The organism is Psychrobacter sanguinis, assembly GCF_020736705.1.
GTDB lineage: Bacteria > Pseudomonadota > Gammaproteobacteria > Pseudomonadales > Moraxellaceae > Psychrobacter > Psychrobacter sanguinis.
In genome coordinates, this window is record NZ_CP085990.1 from 316,673 (window position 1) to 334,640 (window position 17,968).

Sequence of the window (17,968 nt, forward strand, 5' to 3'; positions counted from 1 at the left end):
TTATAAAGCTATTAGCATTTATTGATAAACATAAAAAAGGCAGCCCTAAGGCTGCCTTTTTCACTACCTTTATTTTCGTAAATCGTTATCGTCTGTTCTAAACAGCGGCAATAACTATCATCTCAACCAGCAATTCAGGACGGGCCAATGCGGCTTCACCACAAGCACGAGCAGGGGGAAGTACATCACTAAACCACTCATCCCATACCGCATTCATCGCAGCAAAATCTGCCATGTCTTTTAGCCAAACAGTGGTCGATAAGATTTTAGACTTATCACTCCCTACTTCTTGTAGCAAGGCTTCAATCTTCTGTAGACAAGTCAAGGTTTGTGCTGAAATATCGTCCTCAGCATTGCCCACTTGTCCACATAAGTAGATAGTATCGTTATGAATCACGATTTTACTCATGCGCTGATTGCTGTGTAACTTTTGCATAGTTATTCTCTATTTTATTTAACCTTAAAGTTGGTCGTACGTTCTCAATAAGGCTAACGATTGACTGAAATATTGTAAATTATCAGCTTGATAAAGTAATAGCCTGGTAAATTAACAATTCGGTAGATAAATAATTTGGCAGATTAACGACCAAATCTCTCAGCACTAAAAGGCGTGGCGTCAATGTATAAAGGCTTATCATTGATCATCTCTTCCACCAAACGTCCTGTTGCTGGGCCTAATGTAAAGCCTTGATGCGCATGGCCAAAAGCGAACCACAATTTTTCATGTCTAGGTGCTGGACCAATAACAGGCTTCATATCAGCCATACAAGGTCTAGACCCACACCACGCTTCTGATTCAACCGCTTCTTCTAAGGGCAATACGTCTTTGGCGATTTTCAATACCGCTTCAAGCTGACCAAAATTCTTTGGCGCATTCAAAGTGGTCATTTCAGCACCCGTGGTAATGCGAATACCTTGCTCCATTGGGCCCATTAGATAGCCTTTTTCGGCATCAAATAAGCTATGACCGATACGGTTACCTTCGCTGACTTTGAAATGCTGATGGTAGCCACGCATTGGGAATAGAGGGAAGTTATAACCCAGTGGGCGGGTTAGTTCGGTTGACCAAGGCCCTGCCGCAATAACCACATTCGTACTGGTATAAACCGCTGTCTCACCTTCATTGGTTTCAACGGTAACTTGCCAGCTCTTGTCTTCCATTTGCTCGATATTTTTTACTGCAGCTTGTTTAATTTCACCCTGCATAGCTTCAAAGCTTTTGGCATAGGTTTTAACCAAACGGCTTGGGTTTTTTACCTGCCAAGAGTTCTGCCAATGAATACCCCCGATAAAAGGTTCGAAATTAACGTTTGGCTCAAATTCTTTTAACTCTTCAGGGGTTAGCAGCTTATACTGTACCCCTTTCGTGGCCGCTCTTTCTGCTAGCTTAATGGCTTCATCATATTTTTTTTGGGTGCGGTAAATTTCAAACCAACCGCCTTTACGTACTAAATCATCTGCGCCTGACGCTTGAATCATTACGTCATGCTCACTGGTACAGTGCTCAATTAAAGTGGCCCACTCATCTTCAATTTTTGTTAGTTTTTTGGGAACTGAGTTGGTCCAATACTGATATAACGCACTTTGATAGTTAAACAAAGCAGACCAACGATAACGAATATCGGTACTGGTATTAGGAAGTACTCTGAAAATCTCGCCCATTTCACGTGGGAAAGCTTTTGGATATACCGCCTCTCTTTGGATCAAACCTGCATTTCCGTATGAAGTTTCTTCCCCTGGGGCCTTCTTATCTATCACTAACACTTTAGAGTTATTTTTTTGTAGGTGCCATGCAATAGAGGTGCCTACCATACCTGAGCCAATCACAATAACGTCGTATTGCATAAAATTTCCTTTTACCTGGTCCAGTAAATCAAACTGTCAGGCTAACAAGTTGAATTATTCAATAAAAAAAGCACGCCCCACAATTTTTTATAGATGAGTCGTGCATTGCATTATGATACCGCTTTTATGAGCACAAAGTACCACTAAATTGATTGAGTTTATCAATCGTTTATCAAGTTTTATTTTGAAAAATTGAAAATTAAAAAACGCAGCCTAGCCTGCCTTTTACTAAACTTTAATCCAATATCTAGAATACCAATAAATAGGTGAAATTTATGTATAAAAAAACCTCATAAACTAGCTTAAGAGGTTTTATTAAAAAACTGTATTATTTAATACATTACATCTTTATAACACTTGAGAGAGTACTATGATGCCGCTTCTTCGTCATCCAACATATTTTCAGTAGCGTAAGGCAATACAGGTATTGTGTGTGCAAGACGCTGAGTCATGGATATGACGCCATTATAGGTTGCATCTGGTTCGACCTGTAAACTTTGAGTTTCAATATTGCCCTCAACATGGCCACCTTGCTGCAGATGAATTTCCTGAGTTACGCTATTGCCATCAATATTTCCATAAACGATTAGACTTTCAGAGTTGATATCTCCGATTATACGACCGGTTGATGATATAACTATTGTGCCTTTAGCACATACATTGCCAGTAACTTGTCCATCGATTTTAATAGATTTTTCACTGTTAATATCACCTGTGATTTGACAGGCGTCACTTATTAAAGTGTCAATATTGTTTGAGTTTGCTGACTTTGCAAAACTAATCGAGTTAGCTTTATTGGGTTGTTTATCACTTCGACTGCCAAACATTGGTTTACCTTAATAAAAATAAATGATGATTGTTGATTGTCATAACTTAAATAAGAAAACAGCTACTATTGAAATATCACCGCCATAGCTATTAAAGACGATATAAGATTTAATGCGCGGAAGAAGTAAGGCTAATAAAACCCTCAGGATCTAGAAAGAGACCTTTTTGCCGTATTTCATAATGTAAGTGTGGCCCTGTAGAACGACCCGTTGAGCCAAGCTTACCAATCACATTACCCGCTTTGAGTTCTTGACCAACTGACACATTAACTTTAGATAGATGCCCATAGACAGTCATATAACCGTAGCCATGTTTGACTTTAACTGCTAAGCCATAACCCCCTAACTTACCTGCGGTAACAACAACGCCGTCGGCAGTGGTTTTGATAGGCTGACCCGTTTTACCTTTAAAATCTAAGCCATGATGAAACTCAGAGGACCGACCTGTAAAAGGGTTTGAGCGCTTTCCGAACCGTGAAGATAATGCTCCCCTATGGGGCAGCCCTATAGGCACATTTCGTGCTATACCATTTAAGACTTTTATCTGTTGCGCATACTGTCGCATATGACTGACATCTTTAATCAAAGGACCACCCCTATGATTTTTAAAATCACTTGTTAGAGTGGTTTGTTTCAATACTTTGTCAGAAGCTTGGTCGTTATTATCTTTGACGCTTTTAGAATTATCATTCGGGGCAACTTTTGGTAGCTTAATACCCCGCTCTTTTAAGTAATACTGCAGTTCATTAACCGTTTTACCCGTTGCTTCCAAGGTCCCTAGTTTTTCTTGTAATTCTTTTGAAGACTGCATCTGAAGCTTTTTTACAGTGTCTTGCAGATCAAGCGTCGCTTGATAGGCTTCTGCTTCTGCTTTTTTAGCCTGTTGTACTTGTATACTTTTTTTGACACTTAAACCTATCAATATAATAATGAGGGTAACGCACAGTATCAGAGTAACGGCCGAAATAATGACGATAGGTTTGAATGATCTAATCAAACGTGTGTTAACACTGATTGATTCAGTTTTATCTACATCGATAATAAGGAGGGTTGTATTCTGTCTAATACTGGTTCGCTTATTTTTTAAGATAAGTTTTTTTAGTTTGGAATTAATATAGGCGCTAAGTCTTTCCATAGCTTATGCTCTAGTAAACTTGCTCAAGGTAATGGAAGGGATACTGGGTTTAATAAAGTTAAAGCCAGCTCAATTCAATTTAACTGAAACCTGTAAATTAAATTTTATTGGCAACAAATGTCCAAATTCTCTAAATCATTAGTTACAACTATAATTACAATAAAATAACAATTTAGAAATATATTAACATAAAATTAATTAAATTTACAATTTTTTACATTATATTATTTGATTCTGCTACTTCCATTAATACGTATTTTCTTTAACTTGATTGATATAAGCCTGTGTTTTCCTAATTAATATATGACATTACTATACCTTATGCTCAAAAGGTAACGACGTTATAATGAATAACTTATTAAAAAAGGCAGCCTAGGCTGCCTTTTTTAAAGTCATATTAAACGTCCTTAAATGCGATAGTTCGCTGTTCTACAATGAGACGTTAATCTTGAATCATCTGTAAGAATTCAGTTTCCTCAACCACTCGCACCCCAAGCTGCTGTGCCTTAGTCAGCTTAGAGCCAGCTTTCTCACCTGCCAGAAGAGCTGAAGTCTTAGCTGAAACACTGCCCGATACTTTTGCACCTAACGCTTGTAGCTTCGACTTAGCATCATCGCGTGACATACCACTTTCGACCAACGTGCCAGTAATTACCCACGTTTCACCGTCTAAAGGTAAACCCTCTGCCTCCATCTGTTCTACTTTTTCCCAATGCACGCCTGCCTCTATTAAGGCCTCAATAACCTCTACATTGTGTTTGGCACGGAAAAAGTCATAGATCTGTTCTGCGGTAATAGTACCAATATCTGGCACCGCCTCTAATGACTCGATACTAGCATCCATCAGAGCAGGTAAATCACCAAAATGCTGAGCCAAATTTTGAGCGGTGGTCTCACCCACCCCTTTAATACCTATGGCATAAATAAAACGAGATAAAGTGGTTTTTTTACTATTATCTATCGCGGCTAGCAGATTGTTGACTGATTTCTCACCTAATTTTTCAAAGTTAATAAGCGCTTCTCTATGTTGCTCTAAATGATAGATATCGGCCACTGTCTTAACAATGCCTTGCTCAAAGAAGCTAATTAACCAACGCTCCCCTAATCCGTCTATGTCCATGGCTTTACGAGACACAAAGTGGATCAAGGCTTCTTGCTGCTGCGCCGGACAAAACAGCTCTCCGGTACAGCGGGCCAAAGCCTCGCCTTCTGGCAACACAACTGGAGAGTCACACACTGGGCAATGAGTCGGCAGAGTCACTGGCTGTGAGTCTTCAGGACGCAGCTCATGCCAGACGCGGGTTACTTTCGGGATCACATCTCCAGCACGGTGCACACTTACGGTGTCACCGGCACGCACGTCAAGGCGCTGAATCTCACCAATATTATGCAAGGTCACATTGCTGACCGTAACACCGCCTACTTGTACTGGCTCAAGCTTGCCTACGGGCGTAATCTGACCGGTGCGCCCTACTTGCCATTCAATAGCGTTAAGCTTAGTCATGACTGTTTCAGCAGGGAATTTATACGCTGTGGCCCAACGTGGTTCACGCGATAGGTAACCAAGCTCGCTTTGTAGCTGTAAATTATCGACTTTGATAACGGTACCATCAATTTCAAAAGGTAGGCCACTGCGCTCCTCAATCACTGACTCATAATAAGCTTGAGCCTCCTCCAGATCGTTGACTACTTTTACGGCACTGACAGTAAAACCAATTTCTTTTAACCAACCTAAGGCTTCAGATTGATTAACAATATGCTCAGGCAAGCCTTGATTCACAGAATACGCATAAAAAGCCAAAGGACGGTTGGCTGCCACAGCAGGATCTAACTGACGCAAGCTGCCGGCCGCAGCGTTACGCGGATTGGCAAAGATTTTACCATCGACCTGTTTTGCTTCTCGGTTTAGACGCTCAAAGCCAGCTTTGGGCATCAGTACTTCCCCTCGCACTTCAAGCACTTCAATATCAAATGCTGCCTCAAGCACTAAAGGTATGTTATTAATGGTTTTTACGTTTTGAGTAATGTCTTCACCCGTTTGGCCATCTCCGCGAGTCACGCCTCTGACAAAGCGACCATTCTGATATTTCAATGACACTGCTAAGCCATCTAGTTTTAACTCCATCTCATACGCTGGGTTTTTGTTGTTGCTACTGAGTCGATCATTCACCCGGCGCATAAACTCTGCCAGTTCCTCTTTATTGAATACATTACCCAAAGACAGCATGGGAATATCATGCTGTACTTGAGAAAATGATGGCAAAGGATTATCCCCAACACTGGCAGTAGGACTATCCGATTGGGTTAAGTCGGGATAACGCTCCTCAAGCTCAATCAAGCTCAAACGTAATTGGTCATATTCGTTATCGCTTATGGTCGGCTCGTCCATCACATAATAGGCATTGTTATGTTTACGCACCTCGGTAATCAGGGTACGCATTTTGGCTACAATATCTTGCTGCTCTTGATTAAGCGATTTGATGGCATTCATTTTAGTAGTCTGACTTTTATTGGAAGTTATTTTTGTCATAAAGGGTCTGCTATGAGTCGCCCTAAATGGTCTAAAAGATTGGGACTATTATGATAACAATTTTCGTTTGTGGCTGCCGAGATAAACTAAAGACAGTCAGCAGGTTGTTAACCAAAAAACACTATGCGGTCAGAAGCAAACAACAAAAAATTCCTAATTTAATGATACAGTTAGAGTCTAGGACGTTATTTAAAATCCGCTATTTTTTGTCAACTTTATTGTCTACTCATGACCTATTGCTTTGCTTCTTTATATAATTAGCGATAAGCTTACGCTTTCAGTCAGTTTATTGAGCAGTGGTCTGGCAAGAAGAGGCCTGCCAATCGATAGCTCCCTCATTAAATAACACGACTCTCGTCTATAAAAAGGAATTTATAATGTTCAATATCAGTGAACGTGTTCAAGATTTCTATCAACGTACCCAAGACTTCATCCAGCAAGAAATCGAACCCATTGAAGATGACTTCTGGCAACAGTGTCACGCCCTTAATCCCAGTGGCGATTGGCGTACTTGGCAGTGGCCAGAGCAATATCATAGTCTACGCCAAAAAGCGAAACAGGCAGGTCTTTGGAATATGTTCTTGCCCGATGATCAGCTCGGTGCTGGCTTATCGGTTACTGACTATGCGCCCATCGCTGAATTAACTGGCCGCAGTCTTATTGCCCCTAATATCTTTAACTGTAATGCCCCTGATAGTGGCAATATGGAATTGTTATGGCGATATGGTAATGACTCTCAAAAACAGCGTTTTCTTACCCCACTGCTAGAAGGCAAAACGCGCTCCGTATTTTGCATGACTGAGCCTAGTGTGGCCTCAAGTGATGCCACCAATATGCAAGCGACGGCAATCATTGAAGGTGATGAGATTGTGCTAAATGGCCGCAAATGGTGGTCCTCTGGTCTTGGTGATCCTGACGTCGATTTCATAATATTTATGGCCTATACCCCAGATAACAACAAAGACCGTCATCATCAGCATTCTATGGTACTAGTACCGATTGATGCTGAAGGGGTCAGTATTCAGCGTATGTTACAGGTATTTGGGGACTATGATGCGCCGCACGGTCATGGTGAGGTTGAATTTAATAATGTCCGAGTGCCTGTAGACAATATCATTGGTGGTCCAGGCATGGGCTTTGAGATTGCCCAAGGTCGCCTAGGTCCTGGTCGTATTCACCATTGTATGCGCTGCATTGGCGCTGCTGAAAAATCATTGGAATTGGCGGTTCACCGTGGTATGAGTCGTACCGGTTTTGGCAAGCCTATCCTACAGCTTGGCGGCAATATGGAACGCATTGCTGATGCCCGAGTTAAAATTGATCAAGCCCGTTTATTGACCTTATATGCCGCCCAAAAAATGGACGAGAAAGGGATAAAAGCGGCATTAACTGAAATTTCAGCGATTAAAGTGGTTGCCCCAACTGTGCTGCAAGAAGTGGTCGACATGGCGATGCAAATTCATGGTGGTATGGGCGTTAGTCAAGACACCATGTTACCCAGATTTTATGCCCAAGCTCGTAGCTTACGCTTAGCAGATGGCCCAGACGAAGTGCATAAAACCATGATTGCCAAACTTGAGCTAAAAAAATTAGGCTATAGCCGCCCCCGTTCTAAGTGATAACGGACCTTCTTTAGAGCACAGTGCATTAAGCGCAAATGACATTTAGAACCTCATGCATTTTGCGCACAATTTCAACCAAACATATAAAAAGGATTTTTATGAGTACCCGTCAACCTCAAGCTACTGAGCATCAAGCCAGCAACCAAAAAACCAGTAACCGAGAAGCCCCTGACCAAAACACGGTTATTGATAAAGCAGGTAAAGTTCGTGATTCCGAAGCTTTAGACAGCCAAGCAGTGACGCAGTGGCTGATTTCACAAGGCATTGAGGTTGAAGGCGAGCCAGAAGTGACTCAGTTTTCAGGCGGCGCCTCCAACTGGACCTACCGTTTGCAGTACCCCAATATGGACTTGATTCTACGTCGTCCGCCGGCGGGTACCAAAGCTAAGTCCGCTCATGACATGGTACGTGAATATAAGGTGCAACAGGCCTTAGCCGACGATTATCCTTATGTGCCTAAAATGATTGCACTGTGTACCGATGATTCAGTGATTGGCTGTGATTTCTATGTAATGCAGCGCCTAGTGGGTATCATCCCTCGTGCCAATCTTCCCAAATCTCTAAATCTAGACAGCACAGAGGTTCGTAACTTGTGTACCAATGTTATCGATGCCTTAATCGAACTGCACCAAATCGATTATCAAAATAACCCAGAGTTAAGCGCCCTTGGCAAAGGGGAAGGCTATTGCGAGCGTCAAGTTATGGGCTGGGACAAGCGCTATAAAAAAGCCAAGACCCCTAATGTGCCGAGTTTCTTTATTGTGCGTCAGTGGCTAAAGCGCAATCTTCCAGAGGACAGTCGTATCTGCGTCATTCACAATGACTGGCGTTTTGACAATGTGGTGTTAGACCCCGAGCAGCCGACTAAGGTAATTGGGGTATTGGACTGGGAAATGGCCACTTTGGGCGATCCGCTCATGGATTTAGGCAGTGCCCTAGCCTATTGGGTTCAAGCTGACGACAATAAAATTATGCGTCAATCCCGCCGTCAACCCACCCATCTAGAAGGTATGATGACTCGTGAGGAGGTGGTGAATTATTATCTGCAAAAGACCGGCATGGACAGTAGCAACTGGACTTTCTACGAAGTATTTGGCTTATTCCGTTTAGCGGGTATTGCTCAGCAAATTTATTACCGTTATTACCACAAGCAAACCGACAATCTTGCTTTTAAAAACTTCTGGATTATTATTCACGCGATTCATGCCCGCGCTTTAAAACTTATTGCCAAACATGAAGCCTTACGGGTTGTCGATAAAAACACACTACCCAAACCGATTCAATCGCTAGCCGAACGCTGGGTACCCTAAGTGATTGGCTGATCTTATGCCCTTATAAATTAGTCACTTATAAATTATAAGTACAAACTATAAGTCATCAGCCATGAGTTGAAAAATTAACAAGATGAATGGTGCGGATACCCGTCATTGATTGATTAAATACAATTAAAACTTTAAGAATAAAGGACACTATGACTACTCTGCTATTTGCCAGACATGGGCAGGCCTCTTTTGGTCAAAGTAATTACGACAAACTATCTCCCCTGGGAGAAAAACAAGCTGCTTTGTTGGGCAGCCATTATGGCTCTACACAACGTAAAATTGATGCGATTGTCAGTGGCAGTCTGGTACGTCAACAACACTCAGCGGCGCATTTTTTGAACGCTTATAAGCAACAAGGTATAGTCAACCCAGAGCTATCTGAACCTAAAATCATTGAACCATTTAATGAGTTCAACCATAAAGATGTGTTTATTAAATTCAATCCTAGCTTTGCCACAGAAGCTGGAGTAATGGCTGCGGTGGCGCAAGCACCGGTCCCTAAAGTACGTTTGGCCGAGCTTTTTAATGAGGCCATGATTCGTTGGCATTCAGGCGAGCATGATGCTGATTATTTAGAAAGTTGGTCGCAATTTAATGCACGGGTACAGCAGGCGCTACAGCAGGTTATTGAATATGCTCAGCAGCAAGAAGCCAATACGGTGTTAACGTTTACATCAGGTGGAGTTATCGCGGCCATTGCGGCCAGTTTGCTAAAATCAGGCAGTGACAATCTGAGTACGACTGCTTATCAGATAAACCGTAGTTTGATTAATACGGGAGTTACCGCCGTGGTTCTAAAGGGCGACTCACCCAAATTGCTGTCTTTAAATGAACACAGCCATCTGTACCATGAAGGTCAAAGCTTGGTGTCATGGCACTAATCGTTTTAGAAATTGTTTCAGTTGTCATTTAAATTACTGTTTTAATTATTAGCTAAGTTGCTGGTTAAATCATTACTCAAGATAAACGCTCAGTATGACAGTATTATGCATACTGAGCCATAGACCCGTATTTCAGATAATAAGGATATTTATGAAAAACTCGCTATTGGGCACCCTGCAAAAAGGAGTTATGGACACGGTGCAAACCAAAATTGCAGAAACCAAAACCCTGCTACAAAATCCGGACATGAGCGGCCTGATAAAGGACAAAATTGGTAAAGACAAAACCATCATTATTACCGGTGCCAGTTCAGGTATCGGTGCCGGTATGGCACGAATCTTTGGTAAGCTTGGTTACAATTTGGCCATTTGTGCGCGGCGTATTGAGCGTTTAGAAACACTCAAAGCCGAAATACTGGCGGAGAACCCTGAAATTCGGGTCGAACTAAAGGCGCTCGATGTCAGTGACTATGACGCCGTATTTGAAACGTTTAAAGAGTTTCAACACCTGTTTGATAGTATTGATCGCGTCATTGTTAATGCGGGTGTTGGTGAGGGCCGCCGAGTAGGCACAGGACGGTTTCATATCAACCGCCGCACCGCTGAAATTAATTTTATCTCTGCGTTGGCCCAATGTGAAGCCGCTATGGAAATATTCCGTGCACAAAAATTTGGCCACTTGGTCGCCATCTCTAGTATGTCTGCAATGCGGGGGATGCCCAAACACTTAACGGTCTATGCTGCCAGTAAAGCAGGATTAGCTCATTTAGCAGAGGGTATTCGTGCAGAAATGATTGCGGACAAGTTACCGATCAAAGTGACCACGATTTATCCGGGCTATATTCGCACTGAAATTAACGAGGGAGCACCGAAGCTGGCTTTTGAAGTGGATGAAGTGACCGGAAGTAATGCTTTAGTTGCTGCCATTGAATCTGGCGTAGAACAAGCCTGTGTCCCTGCTCTACCTTGGATGGTCATTGGTAAAGCGATGAAGCACCTACCCTTGCACTTGGTCAATAAATTAGGATAACTTGTTTCTTAAAACCCTGCCTCTCATAGCTCTGACTCTCATAGTCTTGCCTCTTATAGCCTTTTACGTTCTAAACTCTCTCTTATAATAATTTATTGAATTAAAAAAGCCGTCGCTTAACTCAAGCGACGGCTTTTTATTTAAAATGACAAGGACAAGCCTTATAAGACAATCTCTAACGCATTGCTGCCTGATATTCTTGCACCTGCGCGCGCAACTGCTGTCTACGCTCACGTGTTACTATTTCATTATTTTCATCTAATATGACTGCATTTAAATCATTAGAGATTAAATTAACCACACTCATCATGGTATCAAATCCCTGCATGGCTTTAGGGTGTGGCAAGGATAAAAACAGTACCAATCCATTGTATTTAGACGTGGGTAGTAAATTCAAATCAAATGGCGTAATCCCATCGTGATTAATACCCATCATACTAAACCATAAGATGCCTGAGCCATCTTTGTTTTCATAACGATGGAACATGTTCATCGCCCCATATTTTAGGCCATACTGAGACACCAAAGACAATATGGTTCTACCATCAATAAGGTCGTAACTGTTTTTAGGCATCAAAGTAATATTGATGTTTTCTTGAGCATGATTCAAAGGGCTATTCTGATCTTGATCCGCTTCTGCCAGTAAATGATGGTCTAACATCGGACTATTTTCTTCAAAATCACGCTCTTGTGCAGTTTCAATAACAGGCATCAATTTTTCAGTCGCAGACGCCAGACTAGAGAAGACATCATCTTCACAATCATCAATCTGTAATCCAGTAAGATCCATATCGGTTGACTGCTGATTAACCGCTGAATGGGTACCATTACCGGGTCTGTTATTCTGCGAGGCAGAAGGATTGGTAAAATGAGTGGTCTTTGGCGGAGTTGCCACTGTCTCATGATCTGCATAGTCTTCCATTGTCGCAGGTTCATAAGCATGCTGTTGAACAGACTCATGATGCGTAGGCATGGCTGATTCTTCGTGAATAATCGGCTGTAGATGCTCGCGGTCAGGGATAATAACCGTTTCACTTTCCATCATCTCTTCTGGCTTATATTCTTCAACCAATTTTCGTTCATGACGAGGGATAATAGGGATACCATTTTTATCACGAATAACCGCTTGTGAGTTGGTCTCGGCTTTGCGGTTTAACATGCCGCGAATAATCATATAAAGACCTACCACCATAATTACAACAGCGATAATAATTAAAATATAGTCTACGGTGGTCATGATGTACGCGTCCTAAAATTGAGATAGAAAAAACGCTGTTAGTCTACCATGCTTACCCTCGCTCGTCATTAGTGATGACAAGCAATAGATAACTATTTAGAGCAAATCTAAAAGCGTTAGTGATTTAGAAAAAATTTAAGGTTAATGACTGGTCTATTCGAGTAAGTAATGCTTAAAACTCATGCCAATTTGTCTTTCATTTTAACGTCATATAGCACAATGAATCTATCTTACCAATGTAACGATAAACTACGCCAAATTATGTCAATCAGCAGAGATTTAATGGAATAGCAGATCTAGAAACTAAACTATAGTGCTTAAGCCGTAGGATCCAAATATTGCTCTGCCTCTTCTAAGCTTACACTAACCAAAGTCGATATGCCGGGTTGCGGCATAGTCACCCCTTTTAATTCATCCGCTATTTGCATCGCCAATTTATTATGGCTAATAAAGATAAACTGCACCTCATCTGCCAGATCTGAAATTAAATTAGTAAACCTCATTACGTTAGCATCATCAAGAGGTGCATCAACTTCATCCAACACACAAAACGGAGCCGGATGTTGTTTAAAGATGGCAAATATAAGGCTCAATGCGGTCAAAGTTTTTTCGCCGCCAGACAGCACTGCCAATCGGCTGTTCTTCTTACCTTTAGGCTGCGCCATTAATTCCAAGCCTGCTCGCCACTGCTCGCTTTGCTCTAAATCCTCTTCTTTACTCAACGTAAGACTGGCCTGGCCGCCCCCGAAGACTTTGGTAAATAAATTAGTCAATGATTCATTCACTGAGTCTAAGGTCTCCAAGAATAGCGTCTTGGTTTTGGCATCAATGGAGGCAATAGCATCAGTGAGCGTGGCCATACTTGCAGTGATATCATTTATCTGCTGCTCTAAAGGCAATAGACGCTCATCGACTGCCGCTAACTCTGCGGCTGCAGCCAAGTTTACGGGTCCCATATTATTCAATTTAGCGCTGAGCTGTAGATCATCACTTTGTAGCTTTTGCAGTTTAACCTCTGACAGGCTTCGACCATGAGCCAAATAATCTGTCAATATCGTCTCGGGTGTTAGCTCATTATTCACTTGCGTAAGACGCACGCCTGCTTCACTGATACGCTCATTGGCAATGGCCACTTGGGTCACCGTTTCTGCTAACTGTTGTTGCTGCTGCTGTAGCTGCTGTTCAGTATCATCGCGCTGTTGTTGCAAATCATTGGCTTCAGTTTGCAACGTATTAATAATGGCATTACGCTCATCTAGCGCCGTCTGCATCTCATGATGCGTGCTACGCGTTTGCTTTAAACTGGCGTCAAGCTTTGGCAGTTGTTGTTGTAATTTCTGCTGTTCTTGTTGTAGTCGCTGCTCGGCCTGCTTAAGTTGTTTTAAGTCTATAGACAATTGCTGTAACTGCTGTTGATTGTGCTTTTCTGCCAGCTCCGCCCTGCTCACTTCTAGCTGAAGTTGACGCAGGCTATTACCATCTTCACGCTCTTGCTGACTAATAACTTGTCGCTGCTGCTGTAATTGTTGTTGCTTGTCTTTTACAACAATAAGTTTAGGCTCAACAGTGTGAAGCTCTTTCTTAGCCTGCTCTTGACTGACCGTAAGCTGTGTCAGCTCTTGCTGTAACTGTTGGTAGTCTTCATCAAGCTGCTGACGTTGCTGCTTTAGCCGCTGCTGCTCACTATTTTGTCTGTCTTGTTTGGCACGCAGCTCTACCTGTTGCTGCTTCAGATTGTGCAGGCTATGGGTCAGAGTCGAAAGCTGTGCTGACAACTCTTCAACAACGACCGAACCTTGTTCTTTCTTGAGCTGATTGGCCTTCAACTGTTGACTAAGTTGTTCCATCTGCGCTTCGATTTCGTTGAGCTGGTCTTCCAAGATCGCTAAACGTTGTTGCTGTTGTAAGCGCACACTCAAAAACTGTGCATTTTGCGACTCACCGCTAAGTTTAGAGAGGTGAATCGCCCCAAAGTGCCCCATTACCCAGCCTGACGCCGTAATAATTAAAGCAAATTGTGGCAACTGTACGATAAGTTCTGCAGCCATTTGCAAGGCTGTGTTGTCCTCACCCGTTTTCAAGTCTTTCAAATTTTTATCAGCATACAGATAACACTGTTGCCATAAGCCCAGTTTGGGTGTCGTGATTAAGTCAGATAAAGGAATAAGCTGCGATCCCATTGCTTTGGTGATCGTTTGCGATGCAGAGTTAGCAAATAGCACACTACCTGCCTGCTCATTTTCAGACGAGCTGTCTTTTTGTTTATTCTGGTTTTGCTTTGGCCTGGAGGTATGCTTAGAGGATTGATTTAAAACGTTGTTTGCCGCTAAATCTGATTCTGAGCCTATCAACCCAGACAATAACTGATACCACTGACCCACCTCTGTTTTGTCTTTGGTGGCTGTGATATCCATAACCCGACTGTCTAGCCAAAATGCCAACCACCTGTCTAACACCAAAGCATATTGTTCGCCCGCTTTGCTCAATTTTATTTGCTGATGCAATGCTGGCAGTTTGTTCAGACGGGATAAAGAGGCAGTAGATTGATTGTCCTTTAGTGCTGAATCAGTAGTGGCGCTGGCAGATGCAACATCGGAAGCCTCAAGTTGTGATTTCTTGTCTTTTTTAGGATGGACAATACTGTGCAGCGTTTCATACTCAGCTATCAAGCTGGCGTGCTGTTTCTCTAGCTGAGCCAATTGAGTTTGTTGAGTCGTTACAGTCTGGGATAGCTTATTTAACGCTGGTTGCTCAGTCTCTAAACTTTCGGTGACGGTTTCTTGTTGTTTGATAAGCCCCGATAGCTTCGCCTCTAAATCTACTAAAGCCGTGTCTGGATTGTCGGATAAAACGTCTGGATTATCAGACAAATCCTTAGCTGTTTTATCATCACCGTTATTCGCATTTTGTGGTGATTGAGCAACACCCCACTTGACCGCTTCTTGTTGCCATAAGCTTTGCTGAGTCTGCCACTTAGATAAATCTTGCTGCACTCGATGTGCTGCTTGTTTATCAAGTGCCAGTTGCTGCTCATACTGACGTTGCTCTTTTTCTAACGCCATTACCTGAGCATTGGTCTCATCCCAAGCGACTTGTAAAGGCGCATAGGCTTGCTGAGTCTGCGTCTGACGCTGTTCAAGCTCAGTAATTTTAGGAGTTAAGCTAGCTATTAACTCAGCTTGGGCTTGTTGCTCTTTTTGGGTCTCTGCCAGTGAGCTTTCCGCTCTTTTTTGACGCTCTAAATTGGCTTGATACCGTCCATCAAGCTGATTAATATTAGCCTGTAGGTTATTTAATTGGTGTTCTTCTTGTTGACGCTGCATGTCTTGCAGATGCAGCTTGTCACGTGCTTCATCTTTAAGCCACTGCTCTTCAGCCAAGCGGTCACTGAGCTTGTTAAATTTATTTTTCAGCTGCTCGTGCTGCTGTTGTAACACAGTTACTGACTTAGTAAGGACGTCTTGATTGGCCTTGTGTGACAGTTGTGCTGCTTTCGCCTGACACAGCTGATGAATAGCCAACTGCTCTTTCACAGCTGCTAACTCTTGCTGAATTTGTTGATATTGATTGGCACTTTCGGCCTGTTTGACCAGTTTTTTCTTTTGACGACTTAGCTCCGCCTCAATATCGTTAAGACGTTCTAGATTTTCTCGAGTTTTAAGCAGCTTTTTTTGGGTTTCTTCACGGCGCGCCTGATAGCGAGAAACACCTGCTGCCTCCTCAATGAACTCACGTAGCTGTTGGGGACTTGAGTCAACAATACGTCCAATCATACCTTGCTGAATGACTGAATAACTGCGTGGCCCTAATCCAGTTCCCAAAAACACATCGACCACATCGCGGCGGCGACAGCGCGTACCGTTGATAAAATAATCTGACTTACCCTCAACGTTAATTTGGCGACGCACCGATAACTCATGGTATAGATTTAACTCATGACGAATACCAGTCTGCTCATCTTGAGTGTGTTCGAAGGTTAGCTCAACACTGGCAACGCTTTTTGCTGCCTTATTTTGAGTGCCTGCAAAAATCACATCACTCATTGCCCCGCCTCTGAGCTGCTTGGCGGAAGATTCACCTAATACCCAGCGAATGGCATCAATCACATTGGATTTACCACAACCGTTCGGACCGACAATGGCAGTAATGCCATGGCGAAAGGTGAAAGTTGTGGGATTAGCAAAAGACTTAAATCCTGCCAGCTTAAGAGATTTTAGACGCATGAAGGCCGCATTTAGTTGTGAGTTAGTAAAAAGTAAGACGCTTGATAAAGTGGCGTATTTTACCTGAAATTACGCTATTTTTCAGGTCTAAGCCCCTTATCTACTTAAATAGGACTTACGCAACAATCAGTCTAGGCGAGCGCAACTGCTCGCAGAGATAGTCATCCAGCAAGCCATGTTTTAACTGATATACCGTTTTCTTTGTCTGCCTAGCAATACGGGTCAAACTTATCCAAACTAATATAGAACAGCAAATATGATTGCGCTGAATACGTGCTTTTCGACACTGATTAGACTCTATACCTGTTAATTGCTTAATCTCACGATGAAACTGCTCAATTTTCCAGCGTATGGCGCACACCTGTTGTACGTCATCACGATTTGTTTGAGTGGTGTCGTTGGTTACGACCCAATCCGTGCGGTGAGTACTCACCACAACCCGAAACAGTTGCACTTTATAGTGTTTAGGAAATTTATTGATCTTAATTAATTTGCCATTATCTTGTTCGGCCTCAGTCCATTGTAAAGCACTGACTGAGGTATAAGCGCGTTGCCCCTTAGAATCATCAACCAAACGGTTGCTCTTAAGCGGACAGTAAAAGATTTTACCTAAACCATCAATGGTCAGCATGATATCTTTAGTGGCATACCAGCTGTCCATGAGCACCGTTTTAAATACCAATTGCTTGTACTCGATCGTGTGTCGTAACATATCTTCTAAATGATCAAGCTTGGTTTTACCATCGATGGCTTTGTCGTAAATACGGTAGTCAATAACCCAATACTGCTGGGTATGCGGGTTAACGTAGATGCAGTTTACAAGACCAATGCCTTTAATTAATCGTTTAGCATTGCCACTATATTGGCGGTTGACCAGTTCTATCTTATGACTGTGATCTTTGTCTAATACGGTGTCATCAAAGAGCAAGTAACCCTCAGCATCGGCGACAATGTCTTGTTTAACTTGTTCCCATACTAGACGAGGTTTGAGCTTGTCACCTTTAATATAACGGTTGATACGGTCATGACTGATGTTCTCAGGATGATGATCAGCATAGTTGGTGATGGTGTAGTTTATTTGGCTCACCATGAGATATTGGCAATAATCTAGTCGGGTTACTTTAGGCTTCTTCATGACTATTATGGTACTACGCTGTGCTTTAGGTTGGCAATATATCTCTGGTTTTGCGTAAGTCCTATTAAATAAACAAAACATAAAGAGGTACAAATTGAATTGCACGGCAAAAGCACCTATATTGAATGCTAATCTTAAATATTATCACCCTTTAGTAACTGTTATAACGTCACAGTTAGAT

At 42.4% G+C, this 17,968-nt stretch carries 12 protein-coding genes; 4 read left to right on the plus strand and 8 right to left on the minus strand.

From position 1 onward, the window contains the following. Window positions 1-97: 97 nt before the first annotated feature. The 5 genes from LK453_RS01350 to ligA all read right to left on the minus strand — a co-directional run bounded on the left by LK453_RS01350 (window position 98) and on the right by ligA (window position 6,298). Window positions 98-436, minus strand: a complete 339-nt coding sequence (locus LK453_RS01350) for a RidA family protein (RefSeq protein WP_201526696.1) — start codon at window positions 434-436, stop codon at window positions 98-100. Between the two features lie 143 nt (window positions 437-579). Then, window positions 580-1,845 carry an NAD(P)/FAD-dependent oxidoreductase gene (locus LK453_RS01355; protein WP_201535346.1) on the minus strand — a complete coding sequence of 422 codons (1,266 nt, stop codon included), beginning with the start codon at window positions 1,843-1,845 and terminating at the stop codon, window positions 580-582. 368 nt (window positions 1,846-2,213) lie between these two features. Continuing rightward, on the minus strand, window positions 2,214-2,672 hold the full coding sequence (locus tag LK453_RS01360; protein WP_201526700.1) for a bactofilin family protein: 459 nt from the start codon (window positions 2,670-2,672) through the stop codon (window positions 2,214-2,216). A 109-nt stretch (window positions 2,673-2,781) separates the two neighbouring features. Then, window positions 2,782-3,807 carry a M23 family metallopeptidase gene (locus tag LK453_RS01365; RefSeq protein WP_201535343.1) on the minus strand — a complete coding sequence of 342 codons (1,026 nt, stop codon included), beginning with the start codon at window positions 3,805-3,807 and terminating at the stop codon, window positions 2,782-2,784. 442 nt (window positions 3,808-4,249) lie between these two features. Next, window positions 4,250-6,298, minus strand: a complete 2,049-nt coding sequence (gene ligA, locus LK453_RS01370; RefSeq protein ID WP_227674477.1) for an NAD-dependent DNA ligase LigA — start codon at window positions 6,296-6,298, stop codon at window positions 4,250-4,252. A gap of 416 nt (window positions 6,299-6,714) precedes the next feature. Between ligA and LK453_RS01375 the strand changes: the two genes are divergently transcribed. The 4 genes from LK453_RS01375 (at window position 6,715) to LK453_RS01390 (ending at window position 11,192) form a co-directional block, all read left to right on the plus strand. Beyond that, complete coding sequence (locus tag LK453_RS01375; protein WP_201535337.1) at window positions 6,715-7,956, plus strand: acyl-CoA dehydrogenase family protein; 1,242 nt, start codon at window positions 6,715-6,717, stop codon at window positions 7,954-7,956. Between the two features lie 101 nt (window positions 7,957-8,057). After that, window positions 8,058-9,269, plus strand: coding sequence for a phosphotransferase family protein (locus LK453_RS01380; protein ID WP_227674476.1), 1,212 nt, complete (start codon window positions 8,058-8,060; stop codon window positions 9,267-9,269). A gap of 161 nt (window positions 9,270-9,430) precedes the next feature. Next, window positions 9,431-10,162: a histidine phosphatase family protein gene (locus tag LK453_RS01385; RefSeq protein WP_201526713.1), complete on the plus strand. Its 732-nt coding sequence runs from the start codon at window positions 9,431-9,433 to the stop codon at window positions 10,160-10,162. Window positions 10,163-10,409: 247 nt separating this feature from the next. Next, window positions 10,410-11,192, plus strand: a complete 783-nt coding sequence (locus tag LK453_RS01390) for an SDR family oxidoreductase (RefSeq protein ID WP_227673728.1) — start codon at window positions 10,410-10,412, stop codon at window positions 11,190-11,192. Between the two features lie 175 nt (window positions 11,193-11,367). Here the strand turns inward: LK453_RS01390 and LK453_RS01395 are convergent, their stop codons facing one another. The 3 genes from LK453_RS01395 to LK453_RS01405 all read right to left on the minus strand — a co-directional run bounded on the left by LK453_RS01395 (window position 11,368) and on the right by LK453_RS01405 (window position 17,787). Next, window positions 11,368-12,429 carry a cell division protein ZipA C-terminal FtsZ-binding domain-containing protein gene (locus tag LK453_RS01395; RefSeq protein ID WP_201526715.1) on the minus strand — a complete coding sequence of 354 codons (1,062 nt, stop codon included), beginning with the start codon at window positions 12,427-12,429 and terminating at the stop codon, window positions 11,368-11,370. A gap of 317 nt (window positions 12,430-12,746) precedes the next feature. Then, window positions 12,747-16,652, minus strand: a complete 3,906-nt coding sequence (locus LK453_RS01400) for an AAA family ATPase (RefSeq protein WP_201535316.1) — start codon at window positions 16,650-16,652, stop codon at window positions 12,747-12,749. 115 nt (window positions 16,653-16,767) lie between these two features. After that, window positions 16,768-17,787 carry an IS701 family transposase gene (locus LK453_RS01405; RefSeq protein ID WP_227945173.1) on the minus strand — a complete coding sequence of 340 codons (1,020 nt, stop codon included), beginning with the start codon at window positions 17,785-17,787 and terminating at the stop codon, window positions 16,768-16,770. Between the last annotated feature and the right edge of the window lie 181 nt (window positions 17,788-17,968).